Genomic DNA, 15,522 nt, shown 5'->3' with positions numbered 1-15,522 from the left:
GCGCGCGTCCTGTACAGGCAACGCGGGAACAGCGGAAAACGGGCGGACATCGGCAACGGCACCACGGGATCGAGGGACCATTCTAAGGGCTCAGCAAAGGCAGTCGAGCAGGCTCGACGCTACCGGCCGCCTGCGATGCCGTAGACTGCGCGCACTTCCAGGTGACCTGCGGCCACGGCCGGCAGGTTGAAACGGGAAGCCGGTGACGCGTGATGCCACGCCAGGCCGGCGCTGCCCCCGCAACGGTAAGCACGTCAGTTCCAGGCAACACCGCCACTGTGCCGCAGGCATGGGAAGGCGCCTGGACGGTGGCCTCGCGCCACCCGGCGGCAAGCCCGGAGACCGGCCCGGAAGCCTCAGGTCGCGATGCGGTGGGCATGGCGCTGGATGACCGCGGCCTGCGCTGCGGCGTCGGCGCATGCCTGCATTCGCGGCTCCTCCCCTTCGCCACGCGGGCGTGCGTGGCACCTGGAGTCCCCCATGAAGCTGCAGTCCCGAATGCTGTCCCTGGCCGTGCTGGCCGCCCTGCCCGCGCTGGCCCAGGCCGCCGATGACACCACCGCGCTCGACCAGATCCTGGTTACCGCCACCCGCACCCCGATTGCCCTGCAGGACAGCATCGCGCCGGCCCAGGTGATCGACCGCGCGCAGATCGAATCCAGCCAGGCCACCTCGCTGCAGGAACTGCTGCGCGGCCGCGCCGGCATCAACCTGACCAATGCCGGCGGCCTGGGCAAGCAGAGCTCGCTGTTCCTGCGTGGCACCAACTCGGGCCACACCGTGGTGCTGGTGGATGGCGTGCGCATCAACAGCGCCGACCTCGGCCTGGCCATGTACCAGGACCTGCCGCTGGCGCAGATCGAACGCGTGGAAATCGTGCGTGGCCCGCAGTCCAGCCTGTACGGCGCCGACGCCATCGGTGGCGTGATCCAGATCTTCACCCGCCGCAACCAGGGTGACTTCGCCCCGCACTTCCAGCTCGGTGGCGGCAGCAATGGCCTGCGCGAGGCCAGTGGCGGCATCGGCGGTGGCACCGAACGCGGCTGGTTCGGCGCTGACATCGCCTACCAGCATTCCGACGGCATCGATGCCTGCCGCGGCTCCGCATCGGTGTTCTCCGCGGGCTGCTTTGCCGACGAGCATGACCGCGACGGCTACCGCAACCTGTCCAAGAGCCTGCGCGGCGGCTACAGCTTCAACGACCAGTGGACCGTGGAAGGCAGCGCATTGCGTGCCGACGGCAAGAACCACTACGACGGCTACTACAACTACTCGGAGACCCGCCAGCAGGTGCTGGCCGGCAAGGTGCGCTACACCCCGTCCGAACGCCTGGCGTTCACCGCCAACGTCGGCCGCAGTGACAACGAGTCGGACAACTTCGGCGCACCGGGGGTGTTCGGCAGCGCACAGACCCATCGCGACAGCGCCTCGCTGCAGGGTGACTTCGGCGTGGCCGAGGGCCAGCTGCTGAGTGCAGGCGTGGACTGGAGCGAAGACAACCTGGATGGCAGCAGCGCGGGTTACCTCGTCGACAGCCGCCGCAACACCGGCGTGTTCGTGCAGTACCAGGGCCGCTTCGGCCGCCACCAGCTGCAGGCCAGCGCGCGCAACGACGACAACCAGCAGTTCGGCAACCACGCCACCGGCAGCGTGGGCTGGGCTATGGAACTGGAGCACGGCCTGCGCGTCAATGCCAGCTACGGCACGGCGTTCAAGGCACCGACTTTCAGCGACCTGTACGACCCGTGGAGCGGCGTGCGGACGTTGAAGCCGGAGAAGTCCAAGAGCGCCAATCTCGGCGTTTCGCAGCAGGGCCAGGGCTGGCATTGGGGCCTGGACGTGTACGAGACCCGCATCGATGACCTGATCACCTACGATGCCTCCACGATGAAGATGCGGCAGGTGGAGAAGGCGCGCATCCGCGGTGCCGAGCTGACCGGTGGCATGCTGCTGGCCGGCTTCGACATCAATGCGCAGCTGAGCTATACCGACCCGCGCAACCGCACCCACGGCAGCACCCAGTTCGACAACTGGCTGCCGCGCCGCGCGCAGCAGACCGCACGCCTGGACATCGACCGCCGCTTCGGCGATTTCCGCGCCGGCCTGACCGTGCAGGGTGCAGGCAAGCGCTATGACAACGCCAGCAACTCGGTGAAGGTTGGCGGCTACGGCACGCTGGACCTGCGCGCCGAGTACGCGCTGACGCCGGAGTGGTCGCTGCTGGCGCGTGCCGCCAACGTGTTCGATCGCCGCTACGAGACCGTGGCGTGGTTCAACCAGCCCGGCCGCGAGTACCAGCTGAGCGTGCGTTACCAGCCGAAGTGACCGCGACGGTCATGGTAGTGCCGGCCGCTGGCCGGCAACATCATGACCTTCGGCAGCGCATCCCGGGTTGCCGGCCAGCGGCCGGCACTACCCATTGCGTCAGCCCGGGTTACCGGCCGGCGACCAGGGATGTCCGTTGCATCAGCCCTGCAACCCCGGCAACTCACGCAGGTCGTCGATCACCGCCACCGCATGCGCGGTGGCCAGGTCCAGGCCGCGCGGATAGCCGTAACGCACCAGCGCGATCGGCATGCCTGCATCTTCGGCGGCGCGGTAGTCGGTCAACGAATCACCGACCATCAGGCACGCCTCTACAGGCAGCCCGAAGTGCGCGGCGATATGCCGCAGCGGTTCACCACTGGGCTTGCGCTGCGGCAGGGAGTCGCCACCCAGCACCAGCGCGAACGCATCACCAATACCCAGGTGCTGCAGCAGCGGTGGCACCAGCGCTTCGGGCTTGTTGGTGCAGATCGCCAGCGGCACGTTGCGCGCACGCAGTTGCGCCAGTGCTTCAGCCACGCCATCGAACAGACGCGGGCTGCGCAGCAGGCACTCACGGTAGTGCACCATGAACACCGGCATCACTTCGGCCAGGTCGACTTCGCGACCGGCGGCATGCACGGCCTGCTCGACCAGGCGGCGCACACCGTCGCCGATCCAGCCCAGCACCGTGGCTTCCGGCACGCGTGCCACACCGATGTCCTCCAGCGTGCGGTTCAGTGCTTCGGCGATATCGGCGGCGCTGTCGACCAGCGTGCCATCAAGGTCGAACACGACCAGCGAATAGGGATACGACAAGGAACGGCACCTGCATGACGTGGAGCCGTCCATTGTACGCCGCTGGTTTTTGCGCCGATCCGCCTCAACCAATCCGGCGTGCGCGGGTGGCCAGGAAGGTGGGCAGATAACGGTCGATCAGGAAGCGCGGTTGCGGCTGCCAGTCTTCCATGAAGCGATCGATGATGAAGCCGGCATCGAGCTGACCACCGATCAGCTCGGTCAGGCTGTGGCCGAAGGTCAGTGCGTCGCCCCGTGCCAGCTTCGCCTCGCGCTCGGCCGGCGCCAGGTCTTCCAGGTCCGAATAGGGGATGGCGTACTGCGGCCGGATCAGACCCTGTGCGTCCAGCTGCGGATCGCGCGCGCCGACGAACAGCACCGGGTTGTAGAAACTGGCCATCAACAGGCCATCGGGTGCGAGAACGCGCCGGCATTCGGTCCACACCGGGCGCACATCAGGCACGTACAGGTTCGAGATCGGGTGGAACACCACATCGAAACTGTCGTTGGCGAACGCATGCAGATCGCGCATGTCACCCTGTACGGTGCGCAGCTGCAGGCCGTCACGCGCAGCGACCCTGCGGTCCTGTTCCAGCTGCCCGTCGGACAGATCGAACACGGTGACGTCTGCCCCGGCCGCCGCCAGCACCGGCGCCTGCTGGCCGCCACCCGAGGCCAGGCACAGGATGCGACGGCCGCGCACGTCCCCCAGCCAGTCCAGCGGCAGCGCGCGGGGCGTCAGCTGCACCTGCCAGCGGCCTTCGCGCGCGGCGGCGATCGTTGCGCTTTCCACCGGGCGCGACCATTCGCGCACTTCGCTGGCCTGTCGGTCCCAGGCGGCACGGTTGTGGTCGATCAAGGCCTGTCCATGGTTCATGCGTGCTCCTTGCCCGGTGGGCGCCAATCCAGATCCTGGAAGGCCGGGCTGGCGAAACACTCGCCCAGGAAATCCAGGAATCGCCGCATGATAGCGGGCTGCTGGCGCCGTGACGCGTACACGGCATGAATGCCCAGTTCGTCCAGACTGAAATCGGGCAGCAGTTCGATCAGCTCGCCACTGCGCAGCAGCGGCGCCACCTGGTAGGTCGGCAGCATGGCGATGCCGGCGCCGGCGCGCACCGCCTCCAGCAGCAGCGAGGCCTCGTTGGCGCTGATGTTGCCGCCCACCGCCACCGACAGCGAACGACCGTCGCGGTGCAGCTGCCAGAGGCTCTTGCCGACGTAATGATGGGTCAGGCAGTTGTGCGCGGCCAGATGCTCCGGCGCGGTCGGCGTGCCACGCGCCTGCAGGTAGGACGGCGTCGCGCACAGCACCGAGCGGCAGGTGGCCAGTCGCCGTGCGATCAGGCTGGGGTCGATCTGGCGCGCGATGCGCACCGCCAGGTCCACCCGCTCTTCCACCAGATTCACCGTGCGGTCGACCAGCAGCAGCTCGATGCGCGCCGCCGGATGGCGCGCGACGAAGCCAGCCACCGCCCGTGCCAGATGGCTCTGCCCGAACGAGACGCTGGCGGTCACCCGCAACGTGCCATGCGGCTCGGGGTCATCGCTGGCCAGTTCGCCCTGCAGTTCTTCACCGATCGCCAGCATCTGCCGGAAGCGCGCCAGTGCCGCCTCGCCAGGACCGGTCAGGCTGACCCGGCGCGTGGTCCGGTGCAGCAGGCGTGCGCCCAGCCAGCCCTCGACCTCGGCCAGGTAGCGGCTGACCATCGCCCGCGACATGTCCAGCACCTCGGCGGCGGCGGTGAGGCTGCCGCGCTCGGCCACCTCGACGAACACGGTCATGGCGGTCAATCGGTCCATATGCTCGATCCATGCAACAAACAAGCGCGTTATACGCTGTTTTTCGATCAACTGCAGCAGCCTAGAGTGGCCCCATTCCCACCCCACACCGCCCCACGGAGTCCTGCCATGAAGATCGCCCTCGTTGGTTCCACTGGCAACATCGGCCGCCAGATCGTCCGCCACGCGCTGGCCCGCGGCCACGAACTCACCGTCATCGTGCGCAGCGCACAGAATCTTCCGGCTGAACTGGCGGGTGCCCACCCGGTGATCGCCTCGCTGGATGACCAGGACGCCCTGGTCGCGGCCATCACCGGCCACGACGTGCTGGCCAGTGCTTACGGCCCGCGTCCGGGCGATGACATCGGCCGCGTCGGCGAGGTCGCCGCGCAGCTGGCTGCCGCCGCACGCAAGGCCGGTGTACCGCGCCTGGTGGTGGTCGGTGGCGCCGGCAGCCTGGAAGTGGCGCCGGGCGTGCAGCTGGTCGATACCCCCACCTTCCCGGAGGCCTACAAGCCGTACGCACTGGCCCATCGTGAAGCCTTCAACCGCCTGCAGGCGGTGGATGACCTGGACTGGACCTTCTTCTCGCCGGCCGCCGAAATCGGCCCGGGCGAAGAGCGCGGCCAATACCGCGTGCAGCCCAAGGCCTTCCTGGCCGATGCCAGCGGCCACAGCCGCATCAGCTACGCCGACTACGGCGCGGCGTTCGTCGCCGAGCTGGAAGCACACCAGTACCCGAAGCAGATCATCACTGCGGCGTATTGATCCACGTGCGTCCCTTGTAGGGCCGAGCCCGCGCTCGGCGCTACGCGAACCTGCAGCCGGGCATTGGCTCGGCTCTACACAAGGAATTCCAATGCGTACCGCTGCCCTGCTGCTTCCCCTCGCCCTGGCCGCCACCTTCACCAGTGCGCCGCTGCTGGCCGCGCCGGCCACCGCAGCGCCGGCCACGGCGACGAAATCCCAGCTGCACCTGCAGACCTTCCATCCCGGCCCGCAGGCGATGTTCTCGGTGTCCTCGGTGCTGATCGAAGGCCGCCACGACGCGATCCTGGTCAATGCGCAGTTTGGTGCCAGTGACGCGCGCAAGCTGGTCGAGCTGATCCGTGCCAGCGGCAAGCAGCTGACCACGATCTACATCAGCCACGGCGATCCGGATTACTACTTCGGCCTGGCCACCGTGCAGGACGCGTTCCCGCAGGCACGCATCGTCGCCACCGCGCAGACCGTTGCCCACATCCAGCAGACCGAGGCTGGCAAGCTGGCCTATTGGGGGCCGAAGATGGGTGCCGACGTGCCGGCGCGCATCGTGGTGCCGCAGGTGCTGGACGGCGATGCCCTGCAGCTGGAAGGCGAGCGCCTGCCACTGATCGGCCTGGATGGGCCGACGCCGGACCGCACGGTGCTGTGGGTGCCGTCGCTACGCGCGATCGTCGGTGGCATTCCGGTGGTGGCGGGCGAACACGTGTGGATGGCCGACACGCAGACGCCGAAGTCACATGCCGACTGGCTGCAGACCCTGCAGCGGCTGCAGGCACTGAAGCCGAAGGTGGTGGTGCCGGGGCACTACGCGCCGGGCGCGGCACTGGATGCCAGTGCGCTGCGCTTCACCGCGGACTACATCCGCGCGTTCGATACCGAGGCGGCAAAGGCCAAGGACAGTGCGGCGCTGGTGAAAGCAATGCAGGCGCGCTACCCGAAGCTGGACGGCGTGGCGTCGCTGGAGCTGAGTGCGAAGGTGGCCAAGGGCGAGATGCAGTGGCCATGAGGTAGGGGGGGTCTTTTGCAGGGCTGCGCCCTGCACCTGCTCAATGCAACGGCAACAGCAGAAGCAACAGCAACAGCGGGCTATCCGTGGGATGTCGGGGTGGGTCCGGTTGCGGGGGACGCCGTAAACCCATCCCTGGGGGCTTGGCCGCGGCATCCATGCCGCGGACACCCCCGCAACCGGGCCCACCCCGCCTTCGACAGTTCTCTGCGATCTGTCTGGATGGCATGTCTCCGCAACCTGTCTGGATGGCATGACCTGCTCTTGGTGGGTGTCGGCCTTGGTCGACACGAAGATCAGCTACGTGGGGAATCGTTCGGTCCGTGCTCGAACAACTCGCCTTGCACCACCGGTTCCTTTTCGCGGAAGCCGCCCAGCCCGACGCCGACCAGGCGGTAACGGGTCTCCGCCGGCAGGTCGACGCGGGCGCGCAGGGCCAGGGCGATGTCGCGCAGTTCTTCCATCGACTCGGGCGGGCGCTCGGGGGTGAAACTGCGGGTGAGGATGCGGAACTGCGCGGTCTTCAGCTTCAGCACCACGGTGTGGCCGACGCGTTCGGTCTTGCGGGTGGCGTTCCAGGTCTTCTCCGCCAGCTGCACGATGGCCTCACCCAGATCTTCCAGCGGCAGATCCTCGGCGAAGGTGTCTTCGGAGGAGATCGACTGCACCTGCTGGTCCGGCTCCACCGGCCGCTCGTCGATGCCGCGTGCGCGGTTGTACAGGCTCCGGCCGAAGCTGCCAAACGCCTCTTCCAGATCGATCAGTGCCCACTGCCGCAGGTCACCGCAGGTGACGATGCCGCGCGCGGCCAGCTTGCCTTCCATCACCTTGCCGACGCCGGGCACCCGGTTCACCGGCAGTGGCAGCAGGAAGGCGTCCACCCGCTGCGGTGGAATCACGAACTGGCCGTCGGGCTTGCGCCAGTCCGAGGCGATCTTGGCCAGGAATTTGTTCGGTGCGATCCCGGCTGAAGCAGTCAGCTGGGTTTCCTCGCGGATCTGCGCGCGGATGGTACGGGCAATGTCGGTGGCCAGTTCGATGCCGCTCTTCGACTCGGTCACGTCCAGGTAGGCCTCGTCCAGCGACAGCGGCTCGACCAGGTCGGTGTGGCGCAGGAAAATCCCGCGTACCTGCTGTGACACCGCCTTGTAACGTGCGAAGTCCGGCGGCACGAAGATCGCGTCCGGGCACAGGCGCTCGGCACGCACGGCGGGCATCGCCGAACGCACGCCGAACACGCGTGCCTCGTACGACGCCGCGCACACCACTGAACGTGCACCGCGCCATGCCACAACCACCGGCTTGCCGCGCAGTGACGGATCGTCGCGCTGCTCCACCGACGCGTAGAACGCGTCCATGTCGACGTGGATGATCTTGCGCAGTCGGGTCATGTCAGGCGGAAAAGGCGGGGGCGGGCCGGGCGGGCCACACGCCGAAGTATGGTCTTTGCACATCAACAGGATGCGCGTATTCCCTTGAAAACACTACGGTTGCGTACGGTTGAAATGTTTGATCGGCGCAGTTTCCACGGGCATCCTCGATCGCTTGTTTCCCTGTTTCCCCGCTTCCAGGATTGTGCTTCATGACCCGTCTCCACGCGTTCAACCGCGAACAGCTGCTGGCCAGCGCACGCGGTGAACTGTTCGGCACCGCTGCCGGCCGTTTGCCCAACGACCCGATGCTGATGTTCGACCGCATCACTGAAATCCGCGAGGACGGCGGACCGCATGGCAAGGGCATGGTACGCGCCGAACTGGATATCCGCCCGGACCTGTGGTTCTTCGGCTGCCACTTCATCGGCGACCCGGTGATGCCCGGCTGCCTGGGCCTGGATGCCATGTGGCAGCTGACCGGCTTCTTCCTGACCTGGCTGGGCGCCCCCGGCAAGGGCCGCGCGTTGGGCTGCGGCGAGGTAAAGTTCACCGGCCAGGTACTGCCGGACGCCAAGCTCGTGCGTTACGAGATCGACATCAGCCGGGTCATCAACCGCAAGCTGGTGATGGCCCAGTCGGACGCCCGCATGTACGTGGATGATCGCGAAATCTACAGCGCGCGCGACCTGCGCGTCGGCCTGTTCACTGAAACCGGGAGCTTCTGATGCGTCGCGTTGTCATCACCGGCATGGGCATCACGTCCTGCCTCGGCAATGATCTGGATACCGTTTCGGCCGCGCTGCGCGAAGGGCGCTCGGGCATCACCCTGCTGGCCGACCATGCCGATGCCGGCCTGCGCAGCCAGGTCGGCGGCCGTGTCGACCTCGATCTGGACGCCCTGATCGACCGCAAGCAGAAGCGCTTCATGAGCGACGCCGCGGCCTTCGCCTTCCTGTCCATGCGCGATGCCATCGCCGATGCCGGGCTCAGCCCCGAGCAGGTCAGCAATCTGCGCACCGGCCTGATCGCCGGTTCCGGTGGCGGTTCCAGCGAGTGGCAGATCGGCGCGGTCGATCTGCTGCGCGAACGTGGCGTGCGCAAGGTCGGCCCGTACATGGTGCCGCGCACGATGTGCTCGACGGTCTCGGCCTGCCTGGCCACGGCCTACCAGATCAAGGGCGTCAGCTACTCGCTGTCGGCCGCCTGCGCCACCTCGGCGCACTGCATCGGTGCCGCCGCGGACATGATCCGCCACGGCGCGCAGGACATCATGTTCGCCGGTGGCGGTGAAGACCTGCACTGGTCGATGAGCGTGATGTTCGATGCGATGGGCGCGCTGTCGACCAGCTTCAACGAGACCCCGGCCAGCGCCTCGCGCCCGTACGACAAGGACCGCGACGGCTTCGTCATCGCTGGTGGCGGCGGCATGCTGGTGCTGGAGGACTACGACCACGCCGTCGCGCGCGGCGCCCATATCCATGCCGAGCTGATCGGTTACGGCGTGACGTCCGATGGCGCCGACATGGTCGCGCCGTCCGGTGAAGGCGCGGTGCGCTGCATGAAGATGGCACTGCAGGGCGTCGATCGTCCGCTGGACTACCTCAACACCCACGGCACCTCGACCCCGCTGGGCGACGTCACCGAGCTCAACGCGATCCGCGAAGTGTTCGGCGATGCGGTGCCGCCGCTGTCCTCGACCAAGGCGCTGTCCGGCCACTCGCTGGGTGCGGCCAGCGTGCACGAGGCGATCTACTGCCTGCTGATGATGCGCGATGGCTTCGTCGCCGGTTCGGCCAACATCGGCGAGTTGGACCCGAAGGTGGAGAGCTTCCCGATCCTGCGCGAGAGCCGCGAGCAGAAGCTGGATACGGTGATGTCCAACAGCTTCGGTTTCGGTGGCACCAACGCGGCGCTGGTGTTCGGGCGGGTGTGATGGGGCAGGTGTGCCGACCCACGGTCGGCACCCACCAAAGCAGTAAAGAGTGCCGACCAGCGATCGGCGCCCACCGTTACCTTGGCAGCAGCGGCAACAGTAGCGCGTGCGCGTCCACCAGCGAGCCGACGATGCGGTGACCCAGTGCGCGCAGTTCTTCATCGGGATGCACCAGGTCCGGCACCTGGATCACGGTCATGCCAGCCGCCAATGCCGCGCGCGTACCGGCCGGTGAGTCTTCCAGCGCCAGGCAGCGTTCCGGCGCCTGGCCAAGCCGCTGCGCGGCCAGCAGGTAGATGTCCGGCGCCGGTTTCGGCCGCGCCACGTCACCACTGGTGATCACCGCATCGAAGTACGGCAGCAGCCCAGCAGCGGCCAGCTTGCGGTTGGCCCGCGGCTGCCGCGTGGTGGTTGCCACTGCACGCGGGATCGCATGCGCCTTCAGCAGTTCCAGCAGCTCCAGGATGCCCGGCCGCAGCGGCAGGCCAGTCTGCGTGCGCGCTTCGTACAGCTCATGGCAACGTGCCGCCACCGCCTCGATCACGCTGTCCTCGATGCCCTGCGCACGCAGCAGCGCGTGCGTGTCACGGTCACCGAGGCCGACCATGCGCAGGAACACCGTTTCGTCCAGGCCCAGCCCGAACGCGTCGGCGGCCTCGCTCCAGCAGGCCAGCGAGACCCGCTCGCTGTCGATCATCAGGCCGTCCATGTCGAAGATGACGGCGTCGGGCAGGAACGGCAGCGCAGCGATGGTGGTCATGGAGCGAACAGCGTATCCAGGTCGGTGGGAGTGAGCTGCCGCCATTGCCCTTCGTCCAGTCCCTGCAGGTCCAGCCCGCCGACGCGGCTGCGATGCAGGGCCTGCACATGGTTGCCGGTGGCGGCGAACATGCGGCGTACCTGATGGTAGCGGCCTTCATGCAGCACCAGGCGCGCGCGACGCGTATCCAGCACTTCGAGTTCAGCCGGCAGCAGGGGGGTCTTCTCGGACTCCAGCATCAGCGTGCCGCTGGCGAACAACGCCACTTCGTCGCCGCGCAGGTCGTCGCTCAGTTCCACTTCGTAGACCTTCGGCAGCTTCGACTTCGGCGAGATGATCCGGTGCAGCAGGCCGCCATCGTCGGTCAGCAGCAACAGGCCGCTGGTCTCGCGGTCGAGGCGACCCACCGTGGACAGCACCGGATCACGGTCGCGGAAGCGCGCCGGCAGCAGGTCGTAGATCAGGCGGCCGGTGTCCTTGGTCGAACAGGTGTAGCCGGCGGGCTTGTGCAGCGCGATCGACAGCCCCACCGGCGGGTCCAGCGGCTCGCCGTCGATCCGGATCGCCTCGTGCGGCACCTGGTCATCGGCGTACAGCACCTCGCCGTCGGCGTCGGTGACGCGGCCCTCGCGGAACATCCACTGCACCTGCTTGCGGCTGCCATAGCCCAGGTTGGCGATGTGCTTGACCAGCTTCACTTGCCCTTCCCCTTCACCGCTTCCACCAGCTTGAAGCCATCGCGCTCGGCGATCACGCGCACCGCGCCAAAGCTCTCGTTGAGGGTGTACTCGTATGGCAGGTGGCGATTGGCCACCACGTACAGGCGCCCGCCCGGGCGCAGCGCCTGCGCGGCCACGGCGATGAAGCGCTGGCCGATGTCCGGGCGGTCGGCACGCGAGGGTGTATGGAACGGCGGGTTGCTGATGATGACGTCGTAGCCCGGCTCGATGCCGGCGGTGACGTCACGCCACAGGAAGCGCAGCGGTAGCGGGCGCGGCGGCGGCGCCAGGTTCAGCTCGGCCAGGGCCAGCGCTCGCTGCTCGGCCTCGTACAGGTCCAGCGCGGTGATCTTCGGGCAGCGCTCCAGCAGCTCGCGCGACAGGTAGCCGTAACCAGCGCCCAGATCAGCGGCACGCCCGGCCAGGTCAGCCGGCAGGTGCTCGGCCAGCAGCGCCGACGCCGGGTCGATGCGGTCCCAGGCGAACACGCCCGGGCGGCTGAGGAAACGGCCACCGACGATCGGGCGCACCGCGTCCAGCGCCGACCAGCGCTTGGCCAGGTCAGCGTCGTGCTGGCCCTGCATCGGCGCGGTCCAGTACACGCGGCAATGGTTCTTGGTCAGGCTGCCACCGAGGCCGGTCAGCTGCTTGAGGTCGCCCTCGCCCGAGCGGGCACCTTCGTTGTTGGACTGGCAGGCGACGATGCGTCCGCCCTCGGCAACCAGCGCCAGCGCGCGGGCGAACAGCGCGCGGGCTTCTTCACGCTGGCGCGGCGGCAACACCAGCACCAGCGGATAGCGGCCCTTGCCGGCCACATCGTCCAGCTGGCCACTGACAGTCCAGCCAGCGGCCTGCTGCAGCGGCTGCGCGAACGGGGCGAAGCTCTGCTCGCAGTGCACCTCGCGGTTGCCGGCCGCTTCGCGCAGCGGCCAGCCGTCGCGGGCACGCAGGAAGGCCACCGGACCCTCCGGCCAGCGCAGGGCACCTTGGGAGAACGGCAGGAACAGGGTCTGCAGGGGGGCGTCGTCGCTGGAGGCCATCGGCGCGGGTACTTCAAGCGTGAGGGCCGTCCATTGTACCGGCTTGGCCGGGCCGGCCCCGGCGGCCACTTTGCGAAACCCGAACGGGGCCTTGATCTACCAGCAACATTGAAACGTTCAGGGTAGAGGCTCCCCCGGAAACCCAGGAGAACCCGCATGCGAGCCTTGTTCGTCGGTGGCGTGGTCGACAACAGTGAAATGGACCTGGAAGGCAGCCATCCGCCCGTGCACTACCCCGAGGACACCGGCGGCGGCCACTCGCGTTACCGGCTGCACCAGGTCGGTCATGGCGCCGATGGCAGCGTGGCCTATGCGGTATACGGCGCACCGGACCTGGCCGATGACGAGGTGGCGAGGGTCGCGGAGGAACGCGCCTATGCGCGGCGGTTCGAGGCGACGCCGACCTTGTTCGAGCACTGACACATCTGTAGCGCCCGAGCCCACGCTCGGGCGACGGCGCAGCCGAGCGTGGGCTCGGCTCTACATCGGATCAAGGTGCCTTGGGTGGCAGGCGGTTGATGCTGGCGATCTCATCCAGCCACACATGGTGCTGCTGCACCGGCGTGTCGTAGTCATCCAGGCGCAGCTGGCCATTGCTGCCTTCGTCACCGGCCTCATCGCGATACTGCTGGAGGGTGGGTTTCACCGCCACGGTGCCCAGCAGGCGGCGACCATCGTGCAGGGTCAGTTCCACCTGCGTTTCGCCTTCCAGCTGCGGCAACAGGGCTTCCAGGCGCGCGATCTGCGCTGGATCGGTATGGATACGGGGAGCTGTGCGGGACATCGGCGACCTCCTGCGTGCAGGGTCGCCGATCGGCCGTGAATGCTCAGTGCAGCGCGCTGTCCGCGCGTGGCACCTGTACCTTGCGCACGGCGGACACCAGCTGCGCCACCGAATACGGCTTGGCGACATGCTCCTGGAAGCCCGATGCCAGCGCACGACGCCGGTCATCGGCACGCGCCAGCGCCGTCACCGCCACGGCCGGAAGGGTCATGGCATCCACACCCATGTCCTCACGCAGCGTGCGTACCAGGCCGTAGCCATCCATGCCCGGCATGCCGATGTCGGTCAGCATCACGTGGTACTGCAGGTGACCGGTATCGGCCAGCAGCGCCAGTGCTTCACCGGCCGAGCTGGCCGCCGACACGCTCGCACCCTGCTCTTCCAGCATGCGCCGCAGGTACTCCAGCACTTCCGGCTGGTCTTCCACCGCCAGCACGTGCATGCCCCGCAGCGGATAGGGCTCGACGATCACCGGCTCCAGGATCGGACCGCTGATCACTTCACGCAGCGGGCGCCGCTCGGCATCGGGAATGTGCTGCGGCAGGCGAACCGTGAAGGTGGCGCCGTGGCCATGGCCTTCGCTGGCGGCGGTAACGGTGCCACCGTGCAGTTCGACCAGCTGCTGCACGATCGCCAGGCCCAGGCCCAGGCCGCCATGGCGGCGGGTGGTGGTGCCATCGGCCTGGCGGAAGCGACTGAACAGGTGATTGAGGAATTCCTGTGCGATGCCGTCGCCGGTATCGCGCACGGTGATCATCCAGTAATTGCCTTCGGCCTGCAGCTGCAGGTCGATGCGGCCCTCGGCCGGGGTGAATTTGATCGCATTCGAGAGCAGGTTCCAGAACACCTGCTGCAGGCGCGTGGCATCACCCAGTACCAGGCTGGGCTGCTCGGGCAGCTGCAGGTGCACGTCCAGCGCCTTGCCTTCGGCCACCAGTTCCTGCGCGCCGATGGCCTCACCGAGCACCGTGCGCAGGTCCAGCACTTCCACCTCCAGCTGCACCTTGCCCAGCAGCATGCTGCTGAGGTCAAGCATGTCCGAGATCAGCCGCTTCTGCGCACCCGCGCTGTTGGCGATCACGTTCAGGCCCTTGTACAGCGGGCTGGTGTTGTCCACGCGCTGCAGCAGCAGTTCGCTCCAGCCGAGGATGGTGGTCAGCGGTGTGCGCAGCTCGTGCGACAGCGTGGCCAGGAATTCATCCTTGAGCCGCGCCATGTTTTCCGCAGCGCTGCGCGCGGCACGCTCGGACTGCAGCAGTTCCTCGCGCGCCAGCTCGATCTCACGTCGTTCGGTCACGTCCGGACTGCTGCCGGCCAGGCCGATGAAACGGCCCATGCGCGAGAAGCGCGGGCGGGCATTCATTTCCAGCCAGCGCCACTGGCCATCGGCGCGCCGCGCCCGCACCAGTGCATGCATCGAACGTTGCGCCTTCAGCGCTTCCTGCAGTTCGTACTCGAACACCGACGCATCATCCGGATGCACCAGGCCACGCCAGACGTCTTCCGGCACACGCGTCTCATCACCCCCGAAGAACTCGCTGAAGGCGCTGTTGACGAAGCGGGCATGGCCGCGCTCGTCGAGCACCCACACCGGCATCGGCAGGCCATCGGCCAGCGCGCTGAAGCGGGCTTCGCTCTCGCCCAGCTCCACTTCCATCTGCTTGCGCGCGGTGATGTCGAAGAACAGGATGCCGACCTTGTCTTCCCCCGGACGGCCCACGCGCACCGCATCGACCGCGAACGAGCGCCCCAGCGCACGCGCCTCCATCTCGAACTGTGCCGGCCGGCCACTGCGTGCGACCTCGCCGTAGATGCGGAACCAGTCTTCCTCATGGTTCGGTTCCAGCAGGCTCATGCGCTGGCCACGTGCATCCTTCAGCCCGGTGTGCCGCTCGAAGGCGTCATTGACCTCGATGAAACGATAGTCCACGGCCCGGTCGCCCTCGAACAGCACCTGGATCACGCAGAAACCGGCGTTGATGCGCTCAAGCACGCCATGATGCAGGTCGGGTTCGGGCGCCGGCACCATCATCGGTGGGCGCTCCACGAGGGGCGGCAGTGTGGACAAGGGCGTCTGTGCAGGCCGGGTTGGAGGCACAGCATCTTCCAAAGGGCGTATTCACAGCGTCAAGCGCCGTCAGTCATGGTTGACGACGATGAATTGGCGGCAACCACCCTTGCGCACGACGCATCAGGCCATTGCTGTCGCCTGAAAGCAGGATCACACTCGATCCGTGATCAACATCGCCCCCATCGAG

15 protein-coding genes and 1 riboswitch are annotated in these 15,522 nt (G+C 67.7%); of the genes, 6 read left to right on the top strand and 9 right to left on the bottom strand.

The features are described 5' to 3' along the window. Positions 1 to 142 precede the first annotated feature (142 nt). A riboswitch (cobalamin riboswitch) is annotated at positions 143 to 366 on the top strand. A gap of 114 nt (positions 367 to 480) precedes the next feature. Beyond that, a complete protein-coding gene (gene btuB / locus D5301_RS15725; RefSeq protein WP_153856218.1) occupies positions 481 to 2,325 on the top strand; it encodes a TonB-dependent vitamin B12 receptor in 1,845 nt (614 codons plus the stop codon). A 141-nt stretch (positions 2,326 to 2,466) separates the two neighbouring features. On the opposite strand, the gene gph is transcribed toward btuB, so the two are convergent. The 3 genes from gph to D5301_RS15710 form a co-directional block, all read right to left on the bottom strand. Then, positions 2,467 to 3,123, bottom strand: coding sequence for a phosphoglycolate phosphatase (gene gph / locus D5301_RS15720; RefSeq protein WP_153856217.1), 657 nt, complete (start codon positions 3,121 to 3,123; stop codon positions 2,467 to 2,469). Between the two features lie 64 nt (positions 3,124 to 3,187). Next, entirely contained in the window at positions 3,188 to 3,979 is a 792-nt protein-coding gene (locus D5301_RS15715) for a class I SAM-dependent methyltransferase (protein WP_153856216.1), read from the bottom strand. Next, on the bottom strand, positions 3,976 to 4,905 hold the full coding sequence (locus D5301_RS15710; protein WP_153856215.1) for a LysR family transcriptional regulator: 930 nt from the start codon (positions 4,903 to 4,905) through the stop codon (positions 3,976 to 3,978). Before D5301_RS15710 ends, D5301_RS15715 begins: the two co-directional genes overlap by 4 nt. Positions 4,906 to 5,013: 108 nt before the next feature. On the opposite strand from D5301_RS15710, the gene D5301_RS15705 reads away from it, so the two are divergent. Then, on the top strand, positions 5,014 to 5,652 hold the full coding sequence (locus tag D5301_RS15705; protein ID WP_153856214.1) for an NAD(P)H-binding protein: 639 nt from the start codon (positions 5,014 to 5,016) through the stop codon (positions 5,650 to 5,652). Between the two features lie 91 nt (positions 5,653 to 5,743). After that, positions 5,744 to 6,655, top strand: a complete 912-nt coding sequence (locus tag D5301_RS15700) for an MBL fold metallo-hydrolase (protein WP_153856213.1) — start codon at positions 5,744 to 5,746, stop codon at positions 6,653 to 6,655. Between the two features lie 296 nt (positions 6,656 to 6,951). Here the strand turns inward: D5301_RS15700 and dinB are convergent, their stop codons facing one another. After that, positions 6,952 to 8,046: a DNA polymerase IV gene (gene dinB / locus D5301_RS15695; protein WP_153856212.1), complete on the bottom strand. Its 1,095-nt coding sequence runs from the start codon at positions 8,044 to 8,046 to the stop codon at positions 6,952 to 6,954. 191 nt (positions 8,047 to 8,237) lie between these two features. On the opposite strand from dinB, the gene fabA reads away from it, so the two are divergent. Continuing rightward, positions 8,238 to 8,753, top strand: coding sequence for a 3-hydroxyacyl-[acyl-carrier-protein] dehydratase FabA (gene fabA / locus D5301_RS15690; RefSeq protein WP_049432293.1), 516 nt, complete (start codon positions 8,238 to 8,240; stop codon positions 8,751 to 8,753). Then, positions 8,753 to 9,961 (top strand): beta-ketoacyl-ACP synthase I, encoded by a 1,209-nt coding sequence (fabB, locus tag D5301_RS15685; RefSeq protein ID WP_110710940.1) that lies wholly within the window; start codon positions 8,753 to 8,755, stop codon positions 9,959 to 9,961. The genes fabA and fabB overlap by 1 nt, the downstream gene beginning before the upstream one ends. A gap of 76 nt (positions 9,962 to 10,037) precedes the next feature. Here the strand turns inward: fabB and D5301_RS15680 are convergent, their stop codons facing one another. The 3 genes from D5301_RS15680 to D5301_RS15670 are packed head-to-tail and all read right to left on the bottom strand — an operon-like array spanning position 10,038 to position 12,480. Next, entirely contained in the window at positions 10,038 to 10,721 is a 684-nt protein-coding gene (locus tag D5301_RS15680) for an HAD family phosphatase (protein WP_110710939.1), read from the bottom strand. Further along, on the bottom strand, positions 10,718 to 11,419 hold the full coding sequence (locus D5301_RS15675; RefSeq protein ID WP_110710938.1) for a pseudouridine synthase: 702 nt from the start codon (positions 11,417 to 11,419) through the stop codon (positions 10,718 to 10,720). The genes D5301_RS15680 and D5301_RS15675 overlap by 4 nt, the downstream gene beginning before the upstream one ends. Next, positions 11,416 to 12,480 (bottom strand): class I SAM-dependent methyltransferase, encoded by a 1,065-nt coding sequence (locus D5301_RS15670; RefSeq protein WP_110710937.1) that lies wholly within the window; start codon positions 12,478 to 12,480, stop codon positions 11,416 to 11,418. Before D5301_RS15670 ends, D5301_RS15675 begins: the two co-directional genes overlap by 4 nt. 156 nt (positions 12,481 to 12,636) lie before the next feature. Here D5301_RS15670 and D5301_RS15665 point away from each other — a divergent pair, with 156 nt between their 5' ends. Next, positions 12,637 to 12,900 (top strand): hypothetical protein, encoded by a 264-nt coding sequence (locus D5301_RS15665; protein WP_005407925.1) that lies wholly within the window; start codon positions 12,637 to 12,639, stop codon positions 12,898 to 12,900. A gap of 70 nt (positions 12,901 to 12,970) precedes the next feature. On the opposite strand, the gene D5301_RS15660 is transcribed toward D5301_RS15665, so the two are convergent. Together D5301_RS15660 and D5301_RS15655 are read right to left on the bottom strand one after the other, a co-directional pair. Continuing rightward, on the bottom strand, positions 12,971 to 13,264 hold the full coding sequence (locus tag D5301_RS15660; protein ID WP_110710936.1) for a DUF3247 family protein: 294 nt from the start codon (positions 13,262 to 13,264) through the stop codon (positions 12,971 to 12,973). Between the two features lie 43 nt (positions 13,265 to 13,307). Continuing rightward, complete coding sequence (locus D5301_RS15655; protein WP_153856211.1) at positions 13,308 to 15,296, bottom strand: ATP-binding protein; 1,989 nt, start codon at positions 15,294 to 15,296, stop codon at positions 13,308 to 13,310. Positions 15,297 to 15,522: the final 226 nt, after the last annotated feature.

The sequence above is a fragment of the Stenotrophomonas sp. MH181796 genome (assembly GCF_009659995.1).
GTDB lineage: Bacteria > Pseudomonadota > Gammaproteobacteria > Xanthomonadales > Xanthomonadaceae > Stenotrophomonas > Stenotrophomonas riyadhensis.
This window is presented reverse-complemented; position numbering and strand designations above follow the sequence as displayed.

Excerpts from the sequence above, each read along its gene's own strand:
- D5301_RS15700 (WP_153856213.1), top strand. The coding sequence starts at position 5,744 with ATGCGTACCGCTGCCCTGCTGCTTCCCCTCGCCCTGGCCGCCACCTTC.
- D5301_RS15670 (WP_110710937.1), bottom strand. The coding sequence starts at position 12,480 with ATGGCCTCCAGCGACGACGCCCCCCTGCAGACCCTGTTCCTGCCGTTC.
- btuB (WP_153856218.1), top strand. The coding sequence starts at position 481 with ATGAAGCTGCAGTCCCGAATGCTGTCCCTGGCCGTGCTGGCCGCCCTG.
- fabB (WP_110710940.1), top strand. The coding sequence starts at position 8,753 with ATGCGTCGCGTTGTCATCACCGGCATGGGCATCACGTCCTGCCTCGGC.
- D5301_RS15680 (WP_110710939.1), bottom strand. The coding sequence starts at position 10,721 with ATGACCACCATCGCTGCGCTGCCGTTCCTGCCCGACGCCGTCATCTTC.
- fabA (WP_049432293.1), top strand. The coding sequence starts at position 8,238 with ATGACCCGTCTCCACGCGTTCAACCGCGAACAGCTGCTGGCCAGCGCA.
- D5301_RS15655 (WP_153856211.1), bottom strand. The coding sequence starts at position 15,296 with ATGATGGTGCCGGCGCCCGAACCCGACCTGCATCATGGCGTGCTTGAG.
- dinB (WP_153856212.1), bottom strand. The coding sequence starts at position 8,046 with ATGACCCGACTGCGCAAGATCATCCACGTCGACATGGACGCGTTCTAC.
- D5301_RS15665 (WP_005407925.1), top strand. The coding sequence starts at position 12,637 with ATGCGAGCCTTGTTCGTCGGTGGCGTGGTCGACAACAGTGAAATGGAC.
- D5301_RS15715 (WP_153856216.1), bottom strand. The coding sequence starts at position 3,979 with ATGAACCATGGACAGGCCTTGATCGACCACAACCGTGCCGCCTGGGAC.
- D5301_RS15660 (WP_110710936.1), bottom strand. The coding sequence starts at position 13,264 with ATGTCCCGCACAGCTCCCCGTATCCATACCGATCCAGCGCAGATCGCG.
- D5301_RS15710 (WP_153856215.1), bottom strand. The coding sequence starts at position 4,905 with ATGGACCGATTGACCGCCATGACCGTGTTCGTCGAGGTGGCCGAGCGC.
- D5301_RS15705 (WP_153856214.1), top strand. The coding sequence starts at position 5,014 with ATGAAGATCGCCCTCGTTGGTTCCACTGGCAACATCGGCCGCCAGATC.